At 67.4% G+C, this 18836-nt stretch carries 17 protein-coding genes and 2 tRNA genes; 6 read left to right on the plus strand and 13 right to left on the minus strand.

Features of this window, described 5'->3' with window-relative positions:
• Window positions 1-99: 99 nt before the first annotated feature.
• Window positions 100-1920, plus strand: coding sequence for a Stk1 family PASTA domain-containing Ser/Thr kinase (gene pknB, locus EDF53_RS07165; RefSeq protein WP_123292933.1), 1821 nt, complete (start codon window positions 100-102; stop codon window positions 1918-1920).
• 212 nt (window positions 1921-2132) lie between these two features.
• Here the strand turns inward: pknB and EDF53_RS07170 are convergent, their stop codons facing one another.
• A complete protein-coding gene (locus tag EDF53_RS07170) occupies window positions 2133-2777 on the minus strand; it encodes an aminodeoxychorismate/anthranilate synthase component II (RefSeq protein ID WP_123292934.1) in 645 nt (214 codons plus the stop codon).
• An 81-nt stretch (window positions 2778-2858) separates the two neighbouring features.
• Between EDF53_RS07170 and EDF53_RS07175 the strand changes: the two genes are divergently transcribed.
• On the plus strand, window positions 2859-3113 hold the full coding sequence (locus EDF53_RS07175) for a cell division protein CrgA (RefSeq protein WP_123292935.1): 255 nt from the start codon (window positions 2859-2861) through the stop codon (window positions 3111-3113).
• Between the two features lie 513 nt (window positions 3114-3626).
• Here the strand turns inward: EDF53_RS07175 and EDF53_RS07180 are convergent.
• Complete coding sequence (locus EDF53_RS07180; protein ID WP_123292936.1) at window positions 3627-4481, minus strand: rhomboid family intramembrane serine protease; 855 nt, start codon at window positions 4479-4481, stop codon at window positions 3627-3629.
• 7 nt (window positions 4482-4488) lie between these two features.
• On the minus strand, window positions 4489-5028 hold the full coding sequence (locus EDF53_RS07185) for a peptidylprolyl isomerase (RefSeq protein WP_111083688.1): 540 nt from the start codon (window positions 5026-5028) through the stop codon (window positions 4489-4491).
• A gap of 116 nt (window positions 5029-5144) precedes the next feature.
• Between EDF53_RS07185 and EDF53_RS07190 the strand changes: the two genes are divergently transcribed.
• The gene (locus tag EDF53_RS07190; protein ID WP_111083687.1) at window positions 5145-5720 is read left to right on the plus strand and encodes a hypothetical protein; all 576 of its coding nucleotides are present in this window, start codon (window positions 5145-5147) and stop codon (window positions 5718-5720) included.
• A 374-nt stretch (window positions 5721-6094) separates the two neighbouring features.
• On the opposite strand, the gene EDF53_RS07195 is transcribed toward EDF53_RS07190, so the two are convergent.
• The 10 genes from EDF53_RS07195 to dnaA form a co-directional block, all read right to left on the minus strand.
• A tRNA-Ala gene (locus tag EDF53_RS07195) sits at window positions 6095-6167 on the minus strand.
• 55 nt (window positions 6168-6222) lie between these two features.
• Window positions 6223-6299 (minus strand) — tRNA-Ile (locus tag EDF53_RS07200).
• A gap of 75 nt (window positions 6300-6374) precedes the next feature.
• Window positions 6375-6782 carry a DUF3566 domain-containing protein gene (locus EDF53_RS07205; RefSeq protein ID WP_027466922.1) on the minus strand — a complete coding sequence of 136 codons (408 nt, stop codon included), beginning with the start codon at window positions 6780-6782 and terminating at the stop codon, window positions 6375-6377.
• The gene (gene gyrA, locus EDF53_RS07210) at window positions 6775-9432 is read right to left on the minus strand and encodes a DNA gyrase subunit A (protein WP_260215236.1); all 2658 of its coding nucleotides are present in this window, start codon (window positions 9430-9432) and stop codon (window positions 6775-6777) included. Before gyrA ends, EDF53_RS07205 begins: the two co-directional genes overlap by 8 nt.
• 134 nt (window positions 9433-9566) lie before the next feature.
• Window positions 9567-11570 carry a DNA topoisomerase (ATP-hydrolyzing) subunit B gene (gyrB, locus tag EDF53_RS07215; protein WP_123292937.1) on the minus strand — a complete coding sequence of 668 codons (2004 nt, stop codon included), beginning with the start codon at window positions 11568-11570 and terminating at the stop codon, window positions 9567-9569.
• A gap of 133 nt (window positions 11571-11703) precedes the next feature.
• Complete coding sequence (locus EDF53_RS07220; RefSeq protein WP_111083686.1) at window positions 11704-12204, minus strand: DUF721 domain-containing protein; 501 nt, start codon at window positions 12202-12204, stop codon at window positions 11704-11706.
• Window positions 12204-13403 (minus strand): DNA replication/repair protein RecF, encoded by a 1200-nt coding sequence (gene recF, locus EDF53_RS07225; protein WP_123292938.1) that lies wholly within the window; start codon window positions 13401-13403, stop codon window positions 12204-12206. The genes EDF53_RS07220 and recF overlap by 1 nt, the downstream gene beginning before the upstream one ends.
• Before the next feature lie 31 nt (window positions 13404-13434).
• Window positions 13435-14322, minus strand: coding sequence for a phosphogluconate dehydrogenase (NAD(+)-dependent, decarboxylating) (gene gnd / locus EDF53_RS07230; RefSeq protein WP_123292939.1), 888 nt, complete (start codon window positions 14320-14322; stop codon window positions 13435-13437).
• A gap of 70 nt (window positions 14323-14392) precedes the next feature.
• Window positions 14393-15538 (minus strand): DNA polymerase III subunit beta, encoded by a 1146-nt coding sequence (gene dnaN, locus EDF53_RS07235; RefSeq protein WP_111083683.1) that lies wholly within the window; start codon window positions 15536-15538, stop codon window positions 14393-14395.
• Window positions 15539-15945: 407 nt separating this feature from the next.
• Window positions 15946-17400, minus strand: a complete 1455-nt coding sequence (gene dnaA, locus EDF53_RS07240; RefSeq protein WP_111083682.1) for a chromosomal replication initiator protein DnaA — start codon at window positions 17398-17400, stop codon at window positions 15946-15948.
• Window positions 17401-17917: 517 nt separating this feature from the next.
• Here dnaA and rpmH point away from each other — a divergent pair.
• From rpmH to yidD, 3 genes are read left to right on the plus strand one after another with little or no spacing between them, the layout of a single operon-like run.
• Window positions 17918-18055, plus strand: coding sequence for a 50S ribosomal protein L34 (gene rpmH / locus EDF53_RS07245; protein ID WP_022889115.1), 138 nt, complete (start codon window positions 17918-17920; stop codon window positions 18053-18055).
• Between the two features lie 47 nt (window positions 18056-18102).
• Window positions 18103-18453 (plus strand): ribonuclease P protein component, encoded by a 351-nt coding sequence (rnpA, locus tag EDF53_RS07250; protein ID WP_123292940.1) that lies wholly within the window; start codon window positions 18103-18105, stop codon window positions 18451-18453.
• On the plus strand, window positions 18450-18830 hold the full coding sequence (gene yidD, locus EDF53_RS07255) for a membrane protein insertion efficiency factor YidD (RefSeq protein WP_185020979.1): 381 nt from the start codon (window positions 18450-18452) through the stop codon (window positions 18828-18830). The genes rnpA and yidD overlap by 4 nt, the downstream gene beginning before the upstream one ends.
• The last annotated feature ends 6 nt before the right edge of the window (window positions 18831-18836 follow it).

An 18836-nucleotide genomic window follows, 5' to 3' on the forward strand; every position in this document is an offset into this window, starting at 1 on the left:
GTAACGGTTCGGTCGACCCCTCCCTGACCAGCGTCTCACCAGGTGGTGCTGCCGTACACTAGCCCGGACGGACAGACGGAGGAGTACGTGCCAGAAGGTGTGACCGCGGGGATCACCCTCCTCGCCAACCGTTACGAGATCGGTGATGTCATCGGCCGAGGCGGCATGGCAACCGTGCACCTCGGCAACGACACCCGTCTCGGTCGCAAGGTCGCGGTGAAGCTCCTGAAGCCGAGCCTGGCCAACGACCCGGCGTTCCGCACCCGGTTCCGGCAGGAAGCCCAGGCCGCTGCTCGCATGGCGCACCCCACGGTCGTCCGCGTGTACGACGCCGGCGAAGAGACCGTGACCGAGACCTCGGGCGCCGAGGTGCAGGTCCCCTTCATCGTGATGGAGTACGTCGAGGGCCGCCCGCTCTCCGACATCATCGCCGAGGGCGCCGTCGCTCCGGCCGAGGCCGTCCGCATCACCGAGGGCATCCTCACCGCGCTCGAGTACTCCCACCGCGCCGGCGTCGTGCACCGCGACATCAAGCCCGCCAACGTCATGGTCACGCACAGCGGCCAGGTCAAGGTCATGGACTTCGGCATCGCCCGAGCCATCACCGACACCTCCGCCACGGTCGCGCAGACCACGTCGATCCTCGGCACTGCGTCGTACTTCTCGCCGGAGCAGGCCCGTGGCGAGACCGTCGACGCCCGTACGGACATCTACTCCACCGGTGTCGTGCTGTTCGAGCTGCTCACCGGCCGTGCGCCCTTCCTCGGTGACACCCCGGTGGCGGTGGCCTACCAGCACGTCAGCGAGCAGCCCGTCGCCCCGTCGTCGATCACACCAGAGGTGTCCCCGGCACTCGATGCCGTGACCCTGCACGCCCTGGTCAAGGACCGCACGCGCCGCTTCCAGAACGCCGCCGAGTTCCGCTCAGACCTGCAGCAGGCCGCTGCGGGCCGAGTTCCGGCATCCACCAAGAAGATCCAGCAGAACGCGGCGAACGACGCCTCGACGGTGCTGTTCGGGGTCGACCCGCGCACCACGTCGAACCCCGCCGCGGCGTTCCGCGAGCTCGACGACGACACCGCGGAGCACCGCCCGCAGCGCACGCAGAACCGTCCGCCGGTGGCGTGGATCTGGGTCGGCATCCTGCTGACGGTCGCGGTCATCGTCGGGGTCGTGTTCTTCGTCGCGAACCTGCAGCCGGGCAAACCGCCGGTGTCGTCGTCCGTGAGCGTGCCGAACGTCACCGGGTCGACCTTCAGCGCCGCGTCCACCGCGCTCGAGAAGAAGGACCTGACGGCAGTCAAGGTCGAGGAGAACTCCGACTCGGTCGACAAGGGGACGGTCATCCGCACCGACCCGGGCTCCGGCATCAACGTGGGCCGGAAGTCCAGCGTCAACGTGGTCGTCTCCCTCGGCCCCGAGCGGGTCCCGGTCCCCGAGCTGAACGGGCAGTCCCAGGCAGCGGCACAGCAGGCACTGGACGATGCCGGCTTCCGCGTCGGCGCGATCAGTTCCGACTACTCGTCCGAAGTGCCAGAGGGCACCGTGATGAGTTCCGACCCCGAGTCCGGTTCGCTCCACACCAAGGGCATCGTGATCAACCTCACGGTGTCCAACGGCAAGGTGCAGCTGCCGAACGTCACCAACCAGCAGTTCTCCGAGGCGAAGGCGTCGCTCGAGCAGCTCGGCCTCACCGTCACGCCGTCGCCGTCGTACTCGTGCACGGGTGGCCTCGTGACACAGCAGGACACCCCGCAGGGCGATGTCGCCCAGGGCAGTGCCGTCGCCCTGACCTACTGCGCCGCGTCGAGCCAGCCGACCCACGCCCCGTCGTCCGACAACGGGAACGACAAGGGCGACAACGGGGACACCGGTGGAGACAACGGGGACACCGGCGGCGACAACGGCGACGGTCGCTGACCGTCCCGATCAGGAACGACGCCACCGCGGCCGTCGCGCCGACCACACGCACACTCGTGTGGCCTGACGGACCGGTGACGGGCCTCCCGTCGGCACGCTGACGGCCAGGAGGCCCGGCGCACCCCCGCCACGCGTCCGCGGGCCCGTCAGGTCGTCGCGTCCACTGCTCCATGCGCGTCGAGGCACGACGCCGTCGAGTGCGCTCTGACGAGTCAGCCGCGGTGCGTCGCGATGAGCGGGCCGAGGCCGTCGGCGCGCTCGGCGGCCCCGGAGAGACCGGTGGTCTCGAGCCAGTTGCCGACCATCCGGTAGCCACCCTCGGTCAGGACCGACTCGGGGTGGAACTGCACCCCGTACAGCAGGTGGTCGCGGTGCTGGACACCCATGATGACGCCGCCGCCGGTCCGGGCCGTGACGGTGAGTTCGTCGGGCACCGTGCCGTCGACGATCGCGAGGGAGTGGTACCGCGTCGCCGTGAACGGGTGCGGAACGCCCGCGAAGAGCGTGCTGTCGTCGTGGTCGACCTGCGAGGTCTTGCCGTGCATGAGTTCGTCGGCGTGCGTGACCGTGGCGCCGAGGGCTTCTGCGATCGCCTGGTGACCGAGGCAGACCCCGAGCAGCGGGGTGCCGGACGCGATCGCCGCGTGCACCGTGGGGATCGAGACACCGGCGTCGGCCGGGGTCCCCGGGCCGGGCGAGAGCAGGATGCCGTCGTAGTCGGCGATGCGGTCCGCGATCTCCGACTCGGGGAAGGCGTCGTTGCGCACCACGTCCGTCTCGGCTCCGAGCTGCTGGACGTACCCGTTCAGCGTGTAGACGAAGCTGTCGTAGTTGTCGACGACGAGGATCCTGGTCATGGCGGTTCACCGTACTCGTGGGGGATGTGTGCAGCGGTCTGCGGGCCAATCCACACACGTGGTCACGGTAGGATACCGGCCATGGCCAGTGACAAGGACCGCACCAAGCCCGCCCGGAGGACCCGAGCCGACTCGGTCGACACCGCGGGGGACGCCCCGAACCCGGTGTGGTTCAAGCCGGTCATGTTCGGCTTCATGCTCATCGGCCTCGTCTGGGTGATCGTCTTCTACATCTCGAACGCGACCCTGCCGGTGCCGAGCCTCGGCTCGTGGAACATCCTGGTCGGCTTCGGCATCATGTTCATCGGCTTCCTCATGACCACCCGCTGGCGCTGATCCGCAGCTTCGAGACACTCCGACGCCCGTCGCACCACTTGGTGCGGCGGGCGTTGTCGTTCTCCACAGGACTTGCTGCCCCTGGTCCCCAGATCATCGAGGATCCGGGTGGTTCTCCACACTTCTCCACACTCTCCACATCGTCATCCACACCCCGACCCCGGAGTTATCCACAGCTGAGTCCACAATGGGGATAATCACACGCGTGTAACTCACCGGTTTCTCCACACCTGTGGATAACTCTGCGGACGCCTTGTGGACGGTGGACCGGAGGCCCGTGGCGGCTTGGCACCGTGGCTCCCGTCCGCCGTTCGGTCGCGGAAGCCACGAACGTGCGGCTGGCTGCGCCGTCCTGTCTGCGAAAGCGTCAGACGTCGCCGAAAGGTCGGCGGCAGACTGTCGCTTCCGCGGGAGACTGACCGCTCGACGGGATGGGCGCAGGGATGTCTCGGAACGACGAACGCCCCGCCGCTGATGCGACGGGGCGTTCGGTGGACGTGTGTCCGGGTCGGGTCAGCCGATGGTGACCGCGTACCCGACAGCGGTGAGGACGATGCCCACCAACGCGGTGGCGACGAGCAGGCCGATCTGCAGCGGCCGCTGCCGGATGTTCCGGGTCTTGGCGAACACGAAACCCACCAGGAAGCCGCCGATGATGCCACCGACGTGCGCCTGCCACGAGATGTTCGTCCCCGGGAGGAACCCGACGACCAGGTTGAGGCCCATGATCACGAGGAGCTGCACTGCGTTCTGCCCGAGGCTCCGCTGCAGCACGAAGAACGCCGCGAAGAGACCGAAGATCGCACCGGACGCCCCGACCACCCAGGTACCGGGAGCGAGGAACGTGACGAGCATCGAACCGAAGATCCCCGTGATGAAGTACAGCGCGACGAATCGCCAGGCACCGAGCATGTTCTCGAGCATCCGGCCGAAGATCCACAGTGCCCACATGTTGAACACGATGTGGAGGATGCCCGAGTGGACGAAGAGCACGGTCACGACTCGCCACGGTTGCGTGGGCAGCAGCAGCGAGTTGTAGGCGAGCAGGCTGGTGAAGAAGCCACCACTGACCTGGTCCAGCAGCCAGATGGCGACCGTGATCGCCACGATGACGACCGTCGCCTTCTGGTCGAGCATCGCGAAACGCCGTCGCGCGACCGTCAGCCCACTGGGGGCTCCGGACGCGCGACGGTTCGCTGCGAACTGTGCGCGCTGTTCACGCACGCACTCCGGGCAGTGCACCCCGACTGCCGCCGGCGTCTGGCACTCCGGGCAGATCGTCCGCCCACAGCGCTGGCAGAGCACGAAGCTCTGCCGGTCCGGATGCCGGTAGCAGGTGTTGTTCGGGTTGTACGCCTGGTCGGTCACGTGAGGATCAGACGCCTTCGACGTCGATGCTCTGGATGACCACGTCCTCGACGGGCTTGTCACGGCCGTCGGTGGGGACACCCTCGATGGCGTCGACCACGGCACGCGACTCGTCGTCGGCGACCTCACCGAAGATGGTGTGCTTGCCCTGCAGCCACGGCGTCGCCACCGTGGTGATGAAGAACTGCGAGCCGTTGGTGCCACGGCCGCCCTGGATGCCGGCGTTGGCCATGGCGAAGATGTAGGGGTTCTGGAACGTGAGCTCGGGGGAGATCTCGTCGTCGAAGCGGTAGCCCGGGCCGCCGATGCCCTGGCCGAGCGGGTCGCCGCCCTGGATCATGAAGTCCTTGATGATGCGGTGGAAGACGACGCCGTCGTAGAGCTTGTCGGTGGAGACCTTGCCCGTACCCGGGTGGGTCCACTCCTGCTTGCCCGTGGCGAGGTCGACGAAGTTCTTGACGGTCTTCGGTGCGTGGTTGCCGAACAGGTTGACGCGGATGTCGCCCTTGTTGGTGTGGATCGTTGCGACAGCGGTGTGCAGAGACATGTTCCGATTCTCGCATGTACCGGCTGCGTACGGACCGGACCCACAGGTGAGGCTCCGTGACCTGTCAGGGACTCTGGTGGCAGGATGGGGTCACGCCGATCCGATGGAGGTACCAGATGACGACGATCGAGATCCCGCGCAAGCGTCGGAAGCAGATCAAGAAGCTCAAGGGCCAGACCGCCTCGCTCCTCGGAGAGCAGCGCAAGGTCCTCGAGCACGCGAACGCGATCCTGGCGGAAGCCCGGTCGAACGCAGCCGACGCAGCCCGCAAGGACATCGCCCCTCGTGTGCAGAACGCGATCGACAACGGGATCCGTCCCGCGGTCGCGACCGGGGTCCACGCTGCGACGTCCGCAGCACAGAACGCTTCGCACAAGTTCCAGTCCGAGGTCATCCCCGGACTGGTGTCGACCGCTGGCTCCGTGCTGAGTGTGACCGACCTCGCGAAGGACCCCCGGGTCAAGAAGATCGTGAAGAACGCCCAGAAGAAGGGCAAGAAGGCCAAGAAGGCTGCTGTGAAGTACGTGCCGTCACAGCAGAAGAAGGGCATCGGCTTCGGTGGTGTCGCACTCATCATCGTCGGCGTCGTCGCCGTTGCTGGTGCTGCGTACGCCGCGTACCAGACGCTCCGCGCCGACGACGACCTGTGGGTTGCCGACGACGCTGACACGGCGGAGAAGCCTGCCGCCTGACCTCCACGGTTCGTACGAAGGGCCCCGGCACTCCGCCGGGGCCCTTCGTCGTTCCCGGGTGCTGGCTGCGACCAGGCGCCCACTGGCCGGCCGGCCGACGCCGAGGTTCCACGACATGCCGCACGCCACCCGCCGAGGTTCCACGGACGTCCCCAGCCGCGCCCGAGATGCCGAGATTTCGGAACCTCGGCGCCGCGAGACCTCGGTGCACCGGCACCTGCCCGGACCGAGCACGCACGACGACGACGACGAACGCACGATGTCGCACGGAGACGGCCATCGCGGAGCGGCCCGTGCCGAAGGCACGAGACGAGCACGGCGGAACGATCCGGCGGAGGAAGGAACGACCGCAGCAGGGTCATCCCGGAGTGGAGTGGAGCCTGGGAGAATCGAACTCCCGACATCCTGCTTGCAAAGCAGGCGCTCTACCAACTGAGCTAAGGCCCCGGGTGCCACCGAGGTGATCGGCGACGGGATGGAATTGTCGTGTGTTCCGAAGAACTGGTGGGGCTACAAGGACTTGAACCTTGGACCTCTTCGTTATCAGCGAAGCGCTCTAACCGCCTGAGCTATAGCCCCTCAGACCGGATGAAAGCCTACCCCACGGATCTCGCAGAACGAAATCGAGCGGTCGGCTCACCCGGCCCGGGTGTGTCAGTTGTTCGTGAAGCCGACGAGCAAGCCGCCGGTGATGCGAACACTGAGGTTGTAGAGCACGCTCACGATGGCGCCGAGCACGGTGCCGACGACCACGTTGAGGATGCCCACGACGATGGAGAACCCGAGCACCTGACCCAGTGAGAACTGGTCCATGATCGAGTAACTGTTCTGACCGGTGACGTCCTTCAACAAGGCGTCCACCTGCGTGAACACGCCCGTCTGGTTGAGGATGACCCACACCAGCGCCGTGGCGACCACGATCACGATGCTGCCGGCCAGGGCGATGAGGAAGCTGAGCTTCACCATCGACCAGAAGTCGACGTAGACCAGCCGCAGCCGCACTTGGCGGGTGCCGACGGGTCGCTTCGCCTTCTTCTGGAGCTTCTCGGCGACACTACTCATTGCTTGACTGGTCCTCTCCGGCCTCGTCCGCGACGGGCTCGGTGTCGATGGGACCAGTGGAGTCCGGGGCCGCTTCGGAAGGGCTGACCGTCTCCACCGGGCCCGCTGGCTCGATCTCGGCGTCGTCCTGGTCGACCAGGTTCCGCTCGGTGTTCTGGGCCACTGCGATGATCTTGTCGTTCGCCGCGAACCTGGCGAAGACGACACCCATGGTGTCGCGACCCTTGGCAGGGACCTCGGCCACGGCAGACCTTACCACCTTGCCCGATTGCAGCACGACGAGCACTTCGTCGTCCTCACCGACGATGAGAGCACCCACAAGGTCGCCTCGGTCGGTCGCCAACTTGGCCACCTTGATGCCGAGACCACCGCGTCCCTGGATGCGGTACTGGTCGACGGCGGTGCGCTTGGCGTACCCGCCCTCGGTCATCACCCAGACGAAACCGTCGTCCGCCACCACGCGTGCGGCCAGGAGCGAGTCGCCGTCGCGGAAGGACATGCCCTTCACGCCGGAGGTCGACCGACCCATCGGCCGCAGGGTGTCGTTCGTCGCGGTGAAGCGGAGCGACATGCCCTGTCGTGAGACGAGCAGCAGGTCGTCGTGCTCGTCGACGAGCAGCGCCTGTCGGAGCTTGTCGCCGTCGCGCAGGTTGATCGCGATGATGCCACCGGTGCGGTTGGTGTCGTACTCGGTGAGCGCGGTCTTCTTCACCAGCCCGTGCTCGGTCGCGAGGACGAGGTACTGCGCGACCTCGTAGTCCCGGATGTCGAGCACCTGCTGGATCTGCTCGTCCGGCTGCATCGCGAGCAGGTTCGCCACGTGCTGGCCCTTGGCGTCGCGGCCGGCTTCCTGCAGCTCGTACGCCTTGGCGCGGTAGACCCGGCCCTGGTCGGTGAGGAACAGCAGCCAGTGGTGCGTCGTCGTGACGAAGAAGTGCTCGACGATGTCGTCCGCGCGGAGCTGGGCGCCACGGACACCACGGCCACCGCGGTGCTGCGAGCGGTACTGGTCGCTGCGCGTGCGCTTGACGTACCCGCCACGCGTGATGGTGACGACCATCTCCTCTTCGGGGATGAGGTCTTCCATCGACATGTCGCCGTCGTAGCCGAGCATGATCTCGGTGCGGCGGTCGTCGCCGAAGCGGTCGACGATCTCCTCGAGCTCGTCGCGGATGATCGTGCGCTGCCGGGTCTCCGACGCCAGGATGTCCTGGAAGTCGGCGATCTTGCGCTCGAGCTCTTCGGCCTCGTCGTGGATCTTCTGGCGCTCGAGGGCGGCCAGTCGACGGAGCTGGAGTTCGAGGATCGCGCGCGCCTGGATCTCGTCGACGGACAGCAGGTCCATCAGGCCGGAGCGGGCCTCTTCGACGTCGGGCGACCGACGGATGAGCGCGATGACCTCGTCGAGAGCGTCGAGCGCTGCGAGGTAGCCGCGCAGGATGTGCGCGCGCTTCTCGGCCTCGCGCAGGCGGAACTGGGTGCGGCGGACGATGACGTCGACCTGGTGCGCGACCCACGCCGAGATGAACCCGTCGAGCGGCAGGGTCCGCGGGACACCGTCGACGATCGCGAGCATGTTCGCGCCGAAGTTCTCCTGCAGCTGCGTGTGCTTGTACAGGTTGTTCAGCACGACCTTGGCCACGGCGTCGCGCTTGAGCACGATCACCAGGCGCTGGCCGGTGCGACCCGAGGTCTCGTCGCGGATGTCCGCGACGCCGGCGAGCTTGCCGTCCTTGACCAGGTCGGCGATCTTGATCGCGAGGTTGTCCGGGTTGACCTGGTACGGCAGCTCGGTGACGACGAGGCAGGTGCGACCCTGGATCTCCTCGACGTTGACGACGGCGCGCATCGTGATCGAACCACGACCGGTGAGGTAGGCGTCCTGGATGCCCTTGGTGCCCAGGATCTGCGCACCGGTCGGGAAGTCCGGCCCCTTGATGCGCTGCATGAGCGCGGCGAGGAGCTCTTCGCGCGTCGCCTCGGGGTTGTCGAGGGCCCACTTCGCGCCCTCGGCCACCTCGCGCAGGTTGTGCGGCGGGATGTTCGTCGCCATGCCGACCGCGATGCCGACCGAGCCGTTGACGAGCAGGTTCGGGAACCGTGCCGGCAGGATCGCGGGCTCCTGGGTCCGACCGTCGTAGTTGTCCTGGAAGTCGACGGTGTCCTCGTCGATGTCCCGGACCATCTCCATGGCGAGCGGCGCCATCTTGGTCTCGGTGTACCGCGGGGCTGCTGCGCCGTCGTTGCCCGGCGAGCCGAAGTTGCCCTGGCCGAGTGCGAGCGGGTAACGCAGCGACCACGGCTGCACCAGACGGACCAGCGCGTCGTAGATCGCCGAGTCACCGTGCGGGTGGAACTGCCCCATGACGTCACCGACGACGCGGGAGCACTTCGAGAACGCGCGGTCCGGACGGTAGCCGCCGTCGAACATCGCGTAGATCACGCGGCGGTGCACCGGCTTCAGGCCGTCGCGGACCTCGGGCAGCGCGCGGCCGACGATTACCGACATCGCGTAGTCGAGGTAGGAACGCTGCATCTCGAGCTGCAGGTCGACCTGCGAGATGCGGTCACCGGAGACGACGATGTCCCCGCTGTCGCCGTGGACGATCTCGGGCTGCTCGTCGGGGGCGTTCTCGTTGTCGTCAGCCATTGGCTTGCGTTACCTTTCTGACGGCCGGGAGGCCGTGGTGACGTTCGTCGCGGTGGACGCGACCACAAGTGGTCCGGACCAGAGCACGCGGCTGGCACCGCGCCTCCAGGCCAGGGTCGAGATGTCGAGTCTGTTCAGATGTCCAAGAAGCGGACGTCCTTGGCGTTCTGCTGGATGAACTGGCGACGTGCGTCGACGTCTTCACCCATCAGCGTCGAGAAGGTGCTGTCCACCGCGGCGGCGTCCTCGAGCGTGACCTGCAGGAGCGTGCGGGTGTCCGGGTTCATCGTGGTGTCCCAGAGCTCCTTGTAGTCCATCTCGCCGAGGCCCTTGTAGCGCTGGATGCCGTTGTCCTTCGGGATCCGCTTGCCGGCGGCGATGCCCGACTGCATCAGGGCGTCGCGCTCCCGGTCGCTGAACACGTACTCGTGTGCGGCGTTCGACCACTTGAGGCGGTACAGCGGCGGCTGCGCGAGGTACACGTAACCGCGCTCGATGAGCGGCCGCATGTAGCGGAACAGCAGGGTCAGCAGCAGCGTGGTGATGTGCTGGCCGTCGACGTCGGCATCGGCCATCAGCACGATCTTGTGGTACCGGGCCTTGTCCGGGTCGAAGTCCTCACCGATGCCGGCGCCGAACGCCGTGATCATCGACTGGATCTCCTGGTTGGCGAGCGCGCGGTCGAGCCGCGCCTTCTCGACGTTCAGGATCTTGCCGCGCAGGGGCAGGATCGCCTGGGTCATCGGGTTGCGGCCTTGCACGGCGGAACCGCCGGCGGAGTCGCCCTCGACCATGAAGATCTCCGACAGGGTCGGGTCCTTCGACTGGCAGTCCTTCAGCTTGCCGGGCATGCCACCCGACTCGAGCAGCCCCTTGCGACGCGTGGTCTCGCGGGCCTTGCGGGCGGCGAGCCGCGCCTGCGACGCCTGGATCGCCTTGCGGACGACGTCGCGGGCCTGGGTCGGGTTGCTTTCGAACCAGTGCGTGAGCTCGGCGCCGACGACGCGCTGCACGAAGCCCTTCGCCTCGGTGTTGCCGAGCTTCGTCTTCGTCTGGCCCTCGAACTGCGGTTCGCCGAGCTTCACGGAGATGACGGCCGTCAACCCTTCACGGATGTCGTCACCCGTCAGGTTGTCGTCCTTCTCCTTGATGATCTTCGTCTCGCGCGCGTACTTGTTCACCAGGTACGTCAGCGCCGCGCGGAAGCCCTCTTCGTGGGTGCCGCCCTCGTGCGTGTTGATCGTGTTCGCGAAGGTGTGGACGCTCTCCTGGTACGAGGTGTTCCACTGCATCGCGACCTCGAGCGCGATCTTGCGCTCGGTGTCCTCGGACTCGAAGCCGATGACGTCCGGGTGGACGAGGTCGGCCTTCTTCTGCGCGTTGATGTACTCGACGTAGTCGGCGAGACCGCGCTCGTACATGAAGGAGTCGTTCCGCGCCTCTTCCCCTTCTTCCGGGGTGCGCTCGTCGCGCAGGTTGATCCGCAGCCCCTTGTTGAGGAAGGCCATCTGCTGGAACCGGGTGCGCAGGGTCTCGTAGTCGAAGACGACGGTCTCGAAGATCTCGGCGTTCGGCCAGAAGGTGATCGTGGTGCCGTGCTCGTCGGACGGTTCGTCCTTGGTGAGCGGTGCGACCGGGACGCCGTCGGTGTAGCTCTGGCGCCAGACGTGGCCCTGCTGTCGGACCTCGACGTCGAGCTCGGAGCTCAGCGCGTTCACGACGGAGGAACCGACACCGTGCAGACCACCGGACACCGCGTACGCGCCGCCGCCGAACTTGCCGCCGGCGTGCAGGACGGTCAGGACGACCTGGACGGTCGAGACGCCCTCGGCCGCGTGGATGCCGACCGGGATGCCCCGGCCGTTGTCGACCACGCGGACACCGCCGTCTTCACGGATGGTGACGTCGATGGTGTCGCAGTACCCGGCGAGGGCTTCGTCGACGGAGTTGTCGACGATCTCCTGGACCAGGTGGTGCAGACCGCGGGGCCCCGTCGAACCGATGTACATACCGGGACGCTTGCGGACCGCCTCGAGCCCCTCGAGCACCTGAATCTGGTCTGCTCCGTAGGACGGTTCGCTCTGCGGGGTCTCCGCGTCGAGCGGGTTCTGCGGGTCGTCTTCAGATTCTGATGCCATGTCGAGCGTGCTCCTGCCTGCGCGCGGAACGCCCGCGCACTGCACCTCCCAGTCTACCGCAGAGGCCCCTCTTTCGAGGGCTCATCCGGCCCACAGGCGGGCTTTTTTGGCACCACAGGATGATTTCGTCGGCTCAACCGTAGGTGTCGCGAGGACCGCGCCCCTGGACCGTCCTGGGGCCGCGTTTCCAGGTGGGGACGTCCGGCCCCGAAACCCGGATCGACTCGACCCCGGCTTCCGGGTGCCGCTCGGCGATGGTCGTCGTGACGCTGGCACGCATGAGACGGAGCTGGGTCGCCCAGGCCGTCGAGTCACACCGGATGACCAGCGCACCGTCGTCGATGGTGACCGGGGTGGAGTGCTTCGCGAGTTCCTCACCGACGACGCTCGGCCAGTCCACGAACAGCTCAGAGCGGGCCAGGGGTTCGGTCCACCCGAGCTCGTTGGCCAGGGATCCGACCACGTCACCGAGCCCACGGGGTTCGCGGCCGCGGCCGTACGGGACGGTGTCGGCGTCGAACTCGCGGGAGCGACGGCGGCGGGCGTCCACCCCGCGCTTCGACGGGTCGCCGAAGACGGCGCGGAGGTGCCGGTACAGCCGCGACGGCTCGGTCGGCTTCCACGGGCGGGGCATCAGGCGTCGGCTTCCGGCGGGGTCGCGTCGGTGTCGTCGGTCACGATCGTGCCCGCCTCGATCCGCACCGTGTGCGCGGCCAGCTGGGAGGGGACGTCGCCGAACACCGCGGCCGTGATGAGGACCTGCTCGTAGTCGGCCACGGCGTTCCCGAGGCGTTCGCGCCGGGATTCGTCGAGTTCGGCGAACACGTCGTCGAGGATGATGATCGGGTCACCGAGGTTCGACTCCGCCCGCAGGATCGACGCGCTCGCCAGCTGGATCGCGAGCGCGAACGACCAGGACTCCCCGTGACTGGCGTACCCGCGGGCAGGTAACCCGTTGAGCTGGAACAGTACGTCGTCCCGGTGCGGCCCGACCAGGGTCAACCCGCGGTCGAGTTCGTCACGACGACGCCGCTCGAGGGCAGCCGCGAACGCCTCGGCTGCGGCGGTCACGCTCACCGGCTCGTCGGGGGTGCCGAGGACCGGGTCCGTCGCGGCGGCGGCCTCCGGGTCACCGCCACGGATCGAGAGCACACCGGCGATCGAGGCATCGTGGTCCTCGCCCGCGACGGTGGCGTACGCCTCGGCGACGAACGGTGCGAGCCGGCGGGTCAGGTGGTCGCGCGCGGCGACGATCTCGGCACCGAGTCCGACGAGGCGGTCGTCCCAGACGTCGAGCGTCGACAGGGCGTTGGCCTTGGCGCCGGTGGCACGGGCCGACTTGAGCAGGGTGTTCCGCTGGCGGAGTGTGCGGTCGTAGTCGGCCAGCACCCCTTGCATCCGCGGTGCGATCTGGCCGAGCAGCTCGTCGAGCATGCGTCGCCGACCGGCCGGTTCGCCACGGACCAGGGCGAGGTCCTCGGGAGCGAAGAGGACGGAGGTGCAGTAGCGCGGGAGTTCACGCGGCTTGATCGCCGACCGGTTCACCTGCGCACGGTTCGCTCCGGTGCGGTTGATCTGCACCTCGGCGAGGATGCTGCGGTCCTCGTGCGCCAGGCGGGCCCGGACGATCGCGGCGTCGCAGCCCTGACGGACGAGCGCGGCATCCGTCGGGACCCGGTGGGAACCGAGTGTCGACAGGTACCCGATGGCCTCGACCAGGTTGGTCTTGCCCTGCCCGTTCCGGCCGACGAACAGGTTCGGCCCGCGTGCGAGGTCGACGTCCGCCTCCCGGTAGTTCCGGAAGTCGGTGAGTTGGAGATGGTCGACGTGCACGCGGGCCGAGTCCGGGTTTCCCCGGGTGGTCCTAGGACTTCTTGACGGCGTGACCGCCGAACTGGTTGCGGAGCGCCGCGACGGCCTTCATCGTCGGGGACGCGCTGCCCTGACGCGAGACGAAGCGCGCGAAGATCGACGCCGACAGCGCCGGCATCGGAACGGCGAGCTCGATGCCCTCTTCCAGCGTCCAGCGTCCCTCGCCCGAGTCCTCGACGTAGCCCTCGAGCTCGTCGAGCTTCGGGTCTTCGTTCAGGGCCAGGACCATGAGGTCGAGCAGCCAGGAACGGACGACCGTTCCGCGCTGCCACCCGGCGAACACGGCGGGGACGTCGGTGATCAGGTCCTTGGCCTCGAGGAGCTCGTAGCCCTCGCCGTAGGCCTGCATGATCGCGTACTCGATGCCGTTGTGGACCATCTTGGCGTAGTGCCCCGCGCCGATCGGACCGGCGTGCGAGAAGCCCTCTTCGCGCGGGCCCTCGGGGCGCAGTGCGTCGAAGACCGGCATGGCGAACTCGACGTCCTTGACGTCACCGCCGACCATCAGGCCGTAGCCGTTGTCCTTGCCCCACACGCCGCCGGAGACACCGGCGTCCATGTAGCGGATGCCGCGCGCACCGAGCTGCTCGGCGTGCGTGGTGTCGTCGAGCCACTTCGAGTTGCCACCGTCGATGACGAGGTCGCCCTCGTTCAGGACGCCGGCGAGCTCGGTGATGACGTCGTCGGTGATCTTGCCGTGCGGCACCATCACCCAGACGAGTCGCTGACCCTCGGGCAGGGCGCCCGCCAGGTCTGCGAGGCTCGCGACGTCGGAGACGGCGGGGTTCGCGTCGTAACCGGTGACCTCGATCCCTGCGTTGCGGAGACGGGCACGCATGTTGTTGCCCATGCGACCAAGGCCGACAAGACCGATGTGCATGATTTCCTCTTCTGTTTCGTCGTCGCGCTGCGTCCGCGGGTGGTGCGTCAGCGCAGTGTTCCTGTTGCGCCTATCGCAGCAGCAGGTTGGGCTGCAGCAGGTACCGGTATCCATCGGTCGCGGCAGCCTCTTGCGAAGTCTGGCCGGTGATCAGCACCGGGCCCGGCTTGTTGGGGTTCTCCGTCTTGGTGAAGGAGATGCGGACGAACTCGGAGTGCACCGCGTTCAGTCCGTCGAGGAGGAAGGCGGGCTTCAGCGAGACCACCGTTTCCTCTCCGGTCAGCAACGCACTGATCGACTCTGACGCCTGCGCTTGTTCGGATCCGATCGCCTCGAGCGTGAGCCCGTCGACCGTGAAGGAGAACCGGAGCGCTGCTTCGCGCTCCAGGACGAGTGAGACCCGTCGGACGGCTTCGACCAGCTCAGCGGTGTTGATCACCGCGTGGTCGTTGACGTTCTCGGGGAAGAGCCGGCGGACCGGCGGGTAGTTGCCCTTGATCAGCAGCGAGGTGACGGTCTTGTCGTCGGCGTGGAACGCGATGAGCTCACGGTCCGAGTTGCCGCTGATCGAGACCGAGACGGTGGACGCCGACCCGAAGGTGCGACCGACCTCCTGCAGCGTGCGGGCGGGGACGAGGGCGTGCAGCGGGTCCGAGCCGACACGGCCGGAGTCCCACGCGATGGTGCGGACGGCCACGCGGTACCGGTCCGTGGCGATGAGCGACAGGTCGTTGTCACCGACCTCGAGCTGGACACCGGTGATGACGGGGGTGACGTCGTCGCGGCTGGCGGCGACGGCGACCTGCGAAACGGCCTCGGAGAAGGCATCGCCGGGGATGACACCGGTCTGCGGACCGATCTCGGGCAGCGTCGGGTACTCCTCGACCGGCATGGACAGCAGCGTGAAGTGCGCCGATCCGCAGGAGACCGAGATCTTGGAGTCCTCGGTCGTGAAGGTCACCGGGGCGTTCGGCAGTCGGCTCGCGATGTCGTTCAGCAGGCGACCGCTGACCAGGACCGTGCCCGGGTCGTCGATCTGTGCCGAGATGGACGTCTGCGCCGAGACCTCGTAGTCGAACGACGAGAGCGTCAGACGATCGCCGTCGGCGTGGATCAGGACGCCCGACAAGATCGGGAGGGTCGTGCGCTGTGGGAGGAGTTTCACCGCGAAGGAGACGGCTTCGGAGAAGACGTCCCGGTTGACCTCGAACTTCACAGCTGGAACCCCTGTCGATCGGCTTGGACTGTCCGGCCGCCCCATTCTGGCACAGGCGGACGTGGGCCGGATTTCTTGTCATCCCGCCGTCCACAAGGTTGTCCCGCGGAGATGGATCGTTAACCAGGAGTAATGGTGTTAACGCCTGTGCACACTGTGGATAACCCTGTGCATGCCGCTCGGCTGTAGGGAACTACACCGTTGTGACTTGTGGGCGGGCTGTGGGCGACGTCGGGATGAATGAATCTCATCTATCCACTTCCATCCCCAGTTTCCACAGGAGGCCCCCTCGCTGTGAACAACCGGGCGGCGTGTCCTCCACAGTTATCCACAGGCTATCCACACTGTGAGAACTCCGGCCCATGGAACCGTCTCAGATGGTGGATGCGCCCGGAGACGTACCGATCTCAGCGGTAGCGGCGGTCCTGTTTGATGCGGCTCGTGAGCTCGGTGACCTGGTTGTAGATCGACCGCCGCTCCTTCATGAGCTCGGTGATCTTCTTGTTCGCGTACATGACCGTGGTGTGGTCGCGGTTGCCGAACAGCTGCCCGATCTTCGGGAGCGACAGGCTCGTGAGCTCGCGGCACAGGTACATCGCGATCTGTCGCGCGGTGGCGATCGCCTGCGAACGGGATGACCCGTACAGGTCGTCGACGGAGAGCTTGAAGTACTCGGCGGTGTGGTTGATGATGTCCGTCGGCGCGACGACGTTGTCCTCGTCGAGGGTGATCAGGTCCTTGAGGACGGTCTGCACCAGGGCCATGTCGACGGCCGTCCGGTTCAGGCTCGCGAACGCCGTGACGCGGATGAGCGTCCCCTCGAGCTCCCGGATGTTGCTCGACACCTTCGAGGCCATGAACTCGAGGATGTCGTCCGGCACCTGCAGGTGGTCGGACTGCGCCTTCTTGCGGAGGATCGCGATGCGCGTCTCGAGCTCGGGCGCCTGGACGTCCGTGATCAGACCCCACTCGAAGCGCGACCGCATGCGGTCCTCGAAGCCGGTCAGGTGCTTCGGTGCGACGTCGGACGTGATGACGACCTGCTTGTTGTGGTCGTGCAGCGTGTTGAACGTGTGGAAGAACGCCTCCTGCGTGGAGTCCTTCCCCTGCAGGAACTGGATGTCGTCGATCAGCAGGATGTCGATGTCGCGGTAGCGCTGCTGGAACTGGTTCGAGCGGTTGTTCGCGATCGAGTTGATGAAGTCGTTGGTGAACTCCTCGCTCGACACGTACCGGACGCGGATCCCCGGGTAGAGGCTCTCGGCGTAGTGCCCGATGGCGTGGAGCAGGTGGGTCTTGCCCAGCCCGGAGTCGCCGTAGATGAAGAGCGGGTTGTAGGCCTTCGCCGGAGCCTCGGCCACCGCGACCGCTGCGGCGTGGGCGAAGCGGTTCGACGAGCCGATGACGAAGTTGTCGAAGTTGTACTTCGGGTTCAGCCGCGACTCCGGCCGGCCGCTCGTGCCCGGGGAGTCGATCTGGCTCGGGACGAAGGGCGCCTCGATGTACTGGCGGGGTGCAGCGCTCTGCTCCACTGCTTCCTGGACGGGCTCGGCGTACTCCGGCACGTTCGGGTCGACGCGCGGCTCGGACGCCATGTCCGGGTTCACCGTGATGGCGAAGTTCGCGACCGAGTCGTCACCGATGCGGGCGACGGCCTCGGTGATCGGGATGCGGATCCGCTGCTCGAGCATGCCGCGGGTCAGGTCGTTGGGGACCTCGAGGTACAGGGTGCCGGCGAGGACGCCCTTCGGTTCGACCAGGTTGAGGAACCCGTGGAGCTGCGGCGTGATGCGGGGGTCTTCGCTGAGGATTCCGAGTACGGATGACCAGAGGTCCTCGACGGGGTCGGCCGGCATCGTCATGTCGCGCTCGTCTCCAGGTGTGTGTCGTGCGTTCGGTGCCGGACCGGGGTGCGTCCTGCTGGGTCGGACGTGCCGGAGTGCCGCGGGGTGTGGCGCTCAGCGGACCGTGTCGTGCGCCGGCGGTTCGTCGGGGTCTCGGGGGCTTCGTCGACGCCTCGTACCGCGCGTGTTCCCACAGGGTTGTCCACAGTGTTGTCCACGACCGCCCGGATCCGTCGGACAGGAGTACTTCCCTGTCGTACCGGGGCGCGGGGCCGATCGATGACCCCACTGTAAAGGACCGGGCCGGGTGGCACCGAACGGAAGTTGTCCCCAATGTGGAGAATGGACCGCAGCGGTGTCCTCGACGCCTCCGGCACCGAGGCCGGCCCGATCGGCGTTTGACCTGCTCGCTGCTGTCACGTACCGTTAACCAGTTGACTGCGGCCGATTGGTCGCGCCCATCTGCGTCGTTCGACACCGAGCGATGACACATACATACGTGACGGCTCGCCGCGAGCAGCCGTGTGGAGAGATCATGAGCAAGCGCACCTTCCAGCCGAACAACCGTCGCCGCGCCAAGAAGCACGGCTTCCGCCTCCGCATGCGGACGCGTGCCGGCCGCGCCATCCTGTCGGCGCGTCGCGCCAAGGGCCGCACCGAGCTCTCGGCCTGATCAGGCTCACCGCCTGATCCGGTCCTCGGTCTGACCCCGGCATCGCAGTGTTGGCCAGCGCCAACCGCATCGTCCGCGGGGACGACTACCGGAACGTCGTGCGTCGTGGTCGCAAGAGCGCCACGGCGCACGTCGTTGTGTCCGTGGTCCGTCGCTCGACGGACCCTGCCGGACCGTCGCGGTTCGGGTTCATCGTCGCGAAGACGGTGGGCAACGCCGTGACCCGGAACCTGATCAGGCGGCGGCTCAAGGCGATCGCGCACGGCATCCTCGCCGACTCCCCCGTGGGGTACGACGTGGTGGTGCGCGCACTGCCAGCCGCATCGCAGGCCGGATGGCCTACCCTGCTCGAAGACGTCGTGCGCTCCTTCGCGCGCGGGGTGGAGAAGGCAGCATGAACCGCACCCTGTTGACCCGGCTCGCCTGGGTCGTCGCGTTGCTCCCACGCAACGCGTGCGTCGTCGTGCTCCGCGCCTACCGTGCAGTGATCTCCCCGTTGTACGGCAACGTCTGCCGGTACCACCCGTCGTGCTCCCGGTACGCCCTCGAAGCGATCCAGCAGTACGGCGTCGTCCGCGGATCCGCGATGGGCGCCTGGCGCATCGCTCGCTGCAACCCCTGGGCTGCAGGCGGGATCGACGACGTCACGGAACGTCGTCGCCCGTTCGTCGTCAACCGGTTCGGGTTCGTCCTCGCGCCGATCCCGCAGCAGCCGCACCCCGCGGTCGGAACGGCCCGGCCGGTCCTGCTCCCCCAGCGCACTCGAAAGGCGTAGCCGTCC

Source organism: Curtobacterium sp. PhB78, from assembly GCF_003751685.1.
Taxonomy (GTDB): domain Bacteria; phylum Actinomycetota; class Actinomycetes; order Actinomycetales; family Microbacteriaceae; genus Curtobacterium.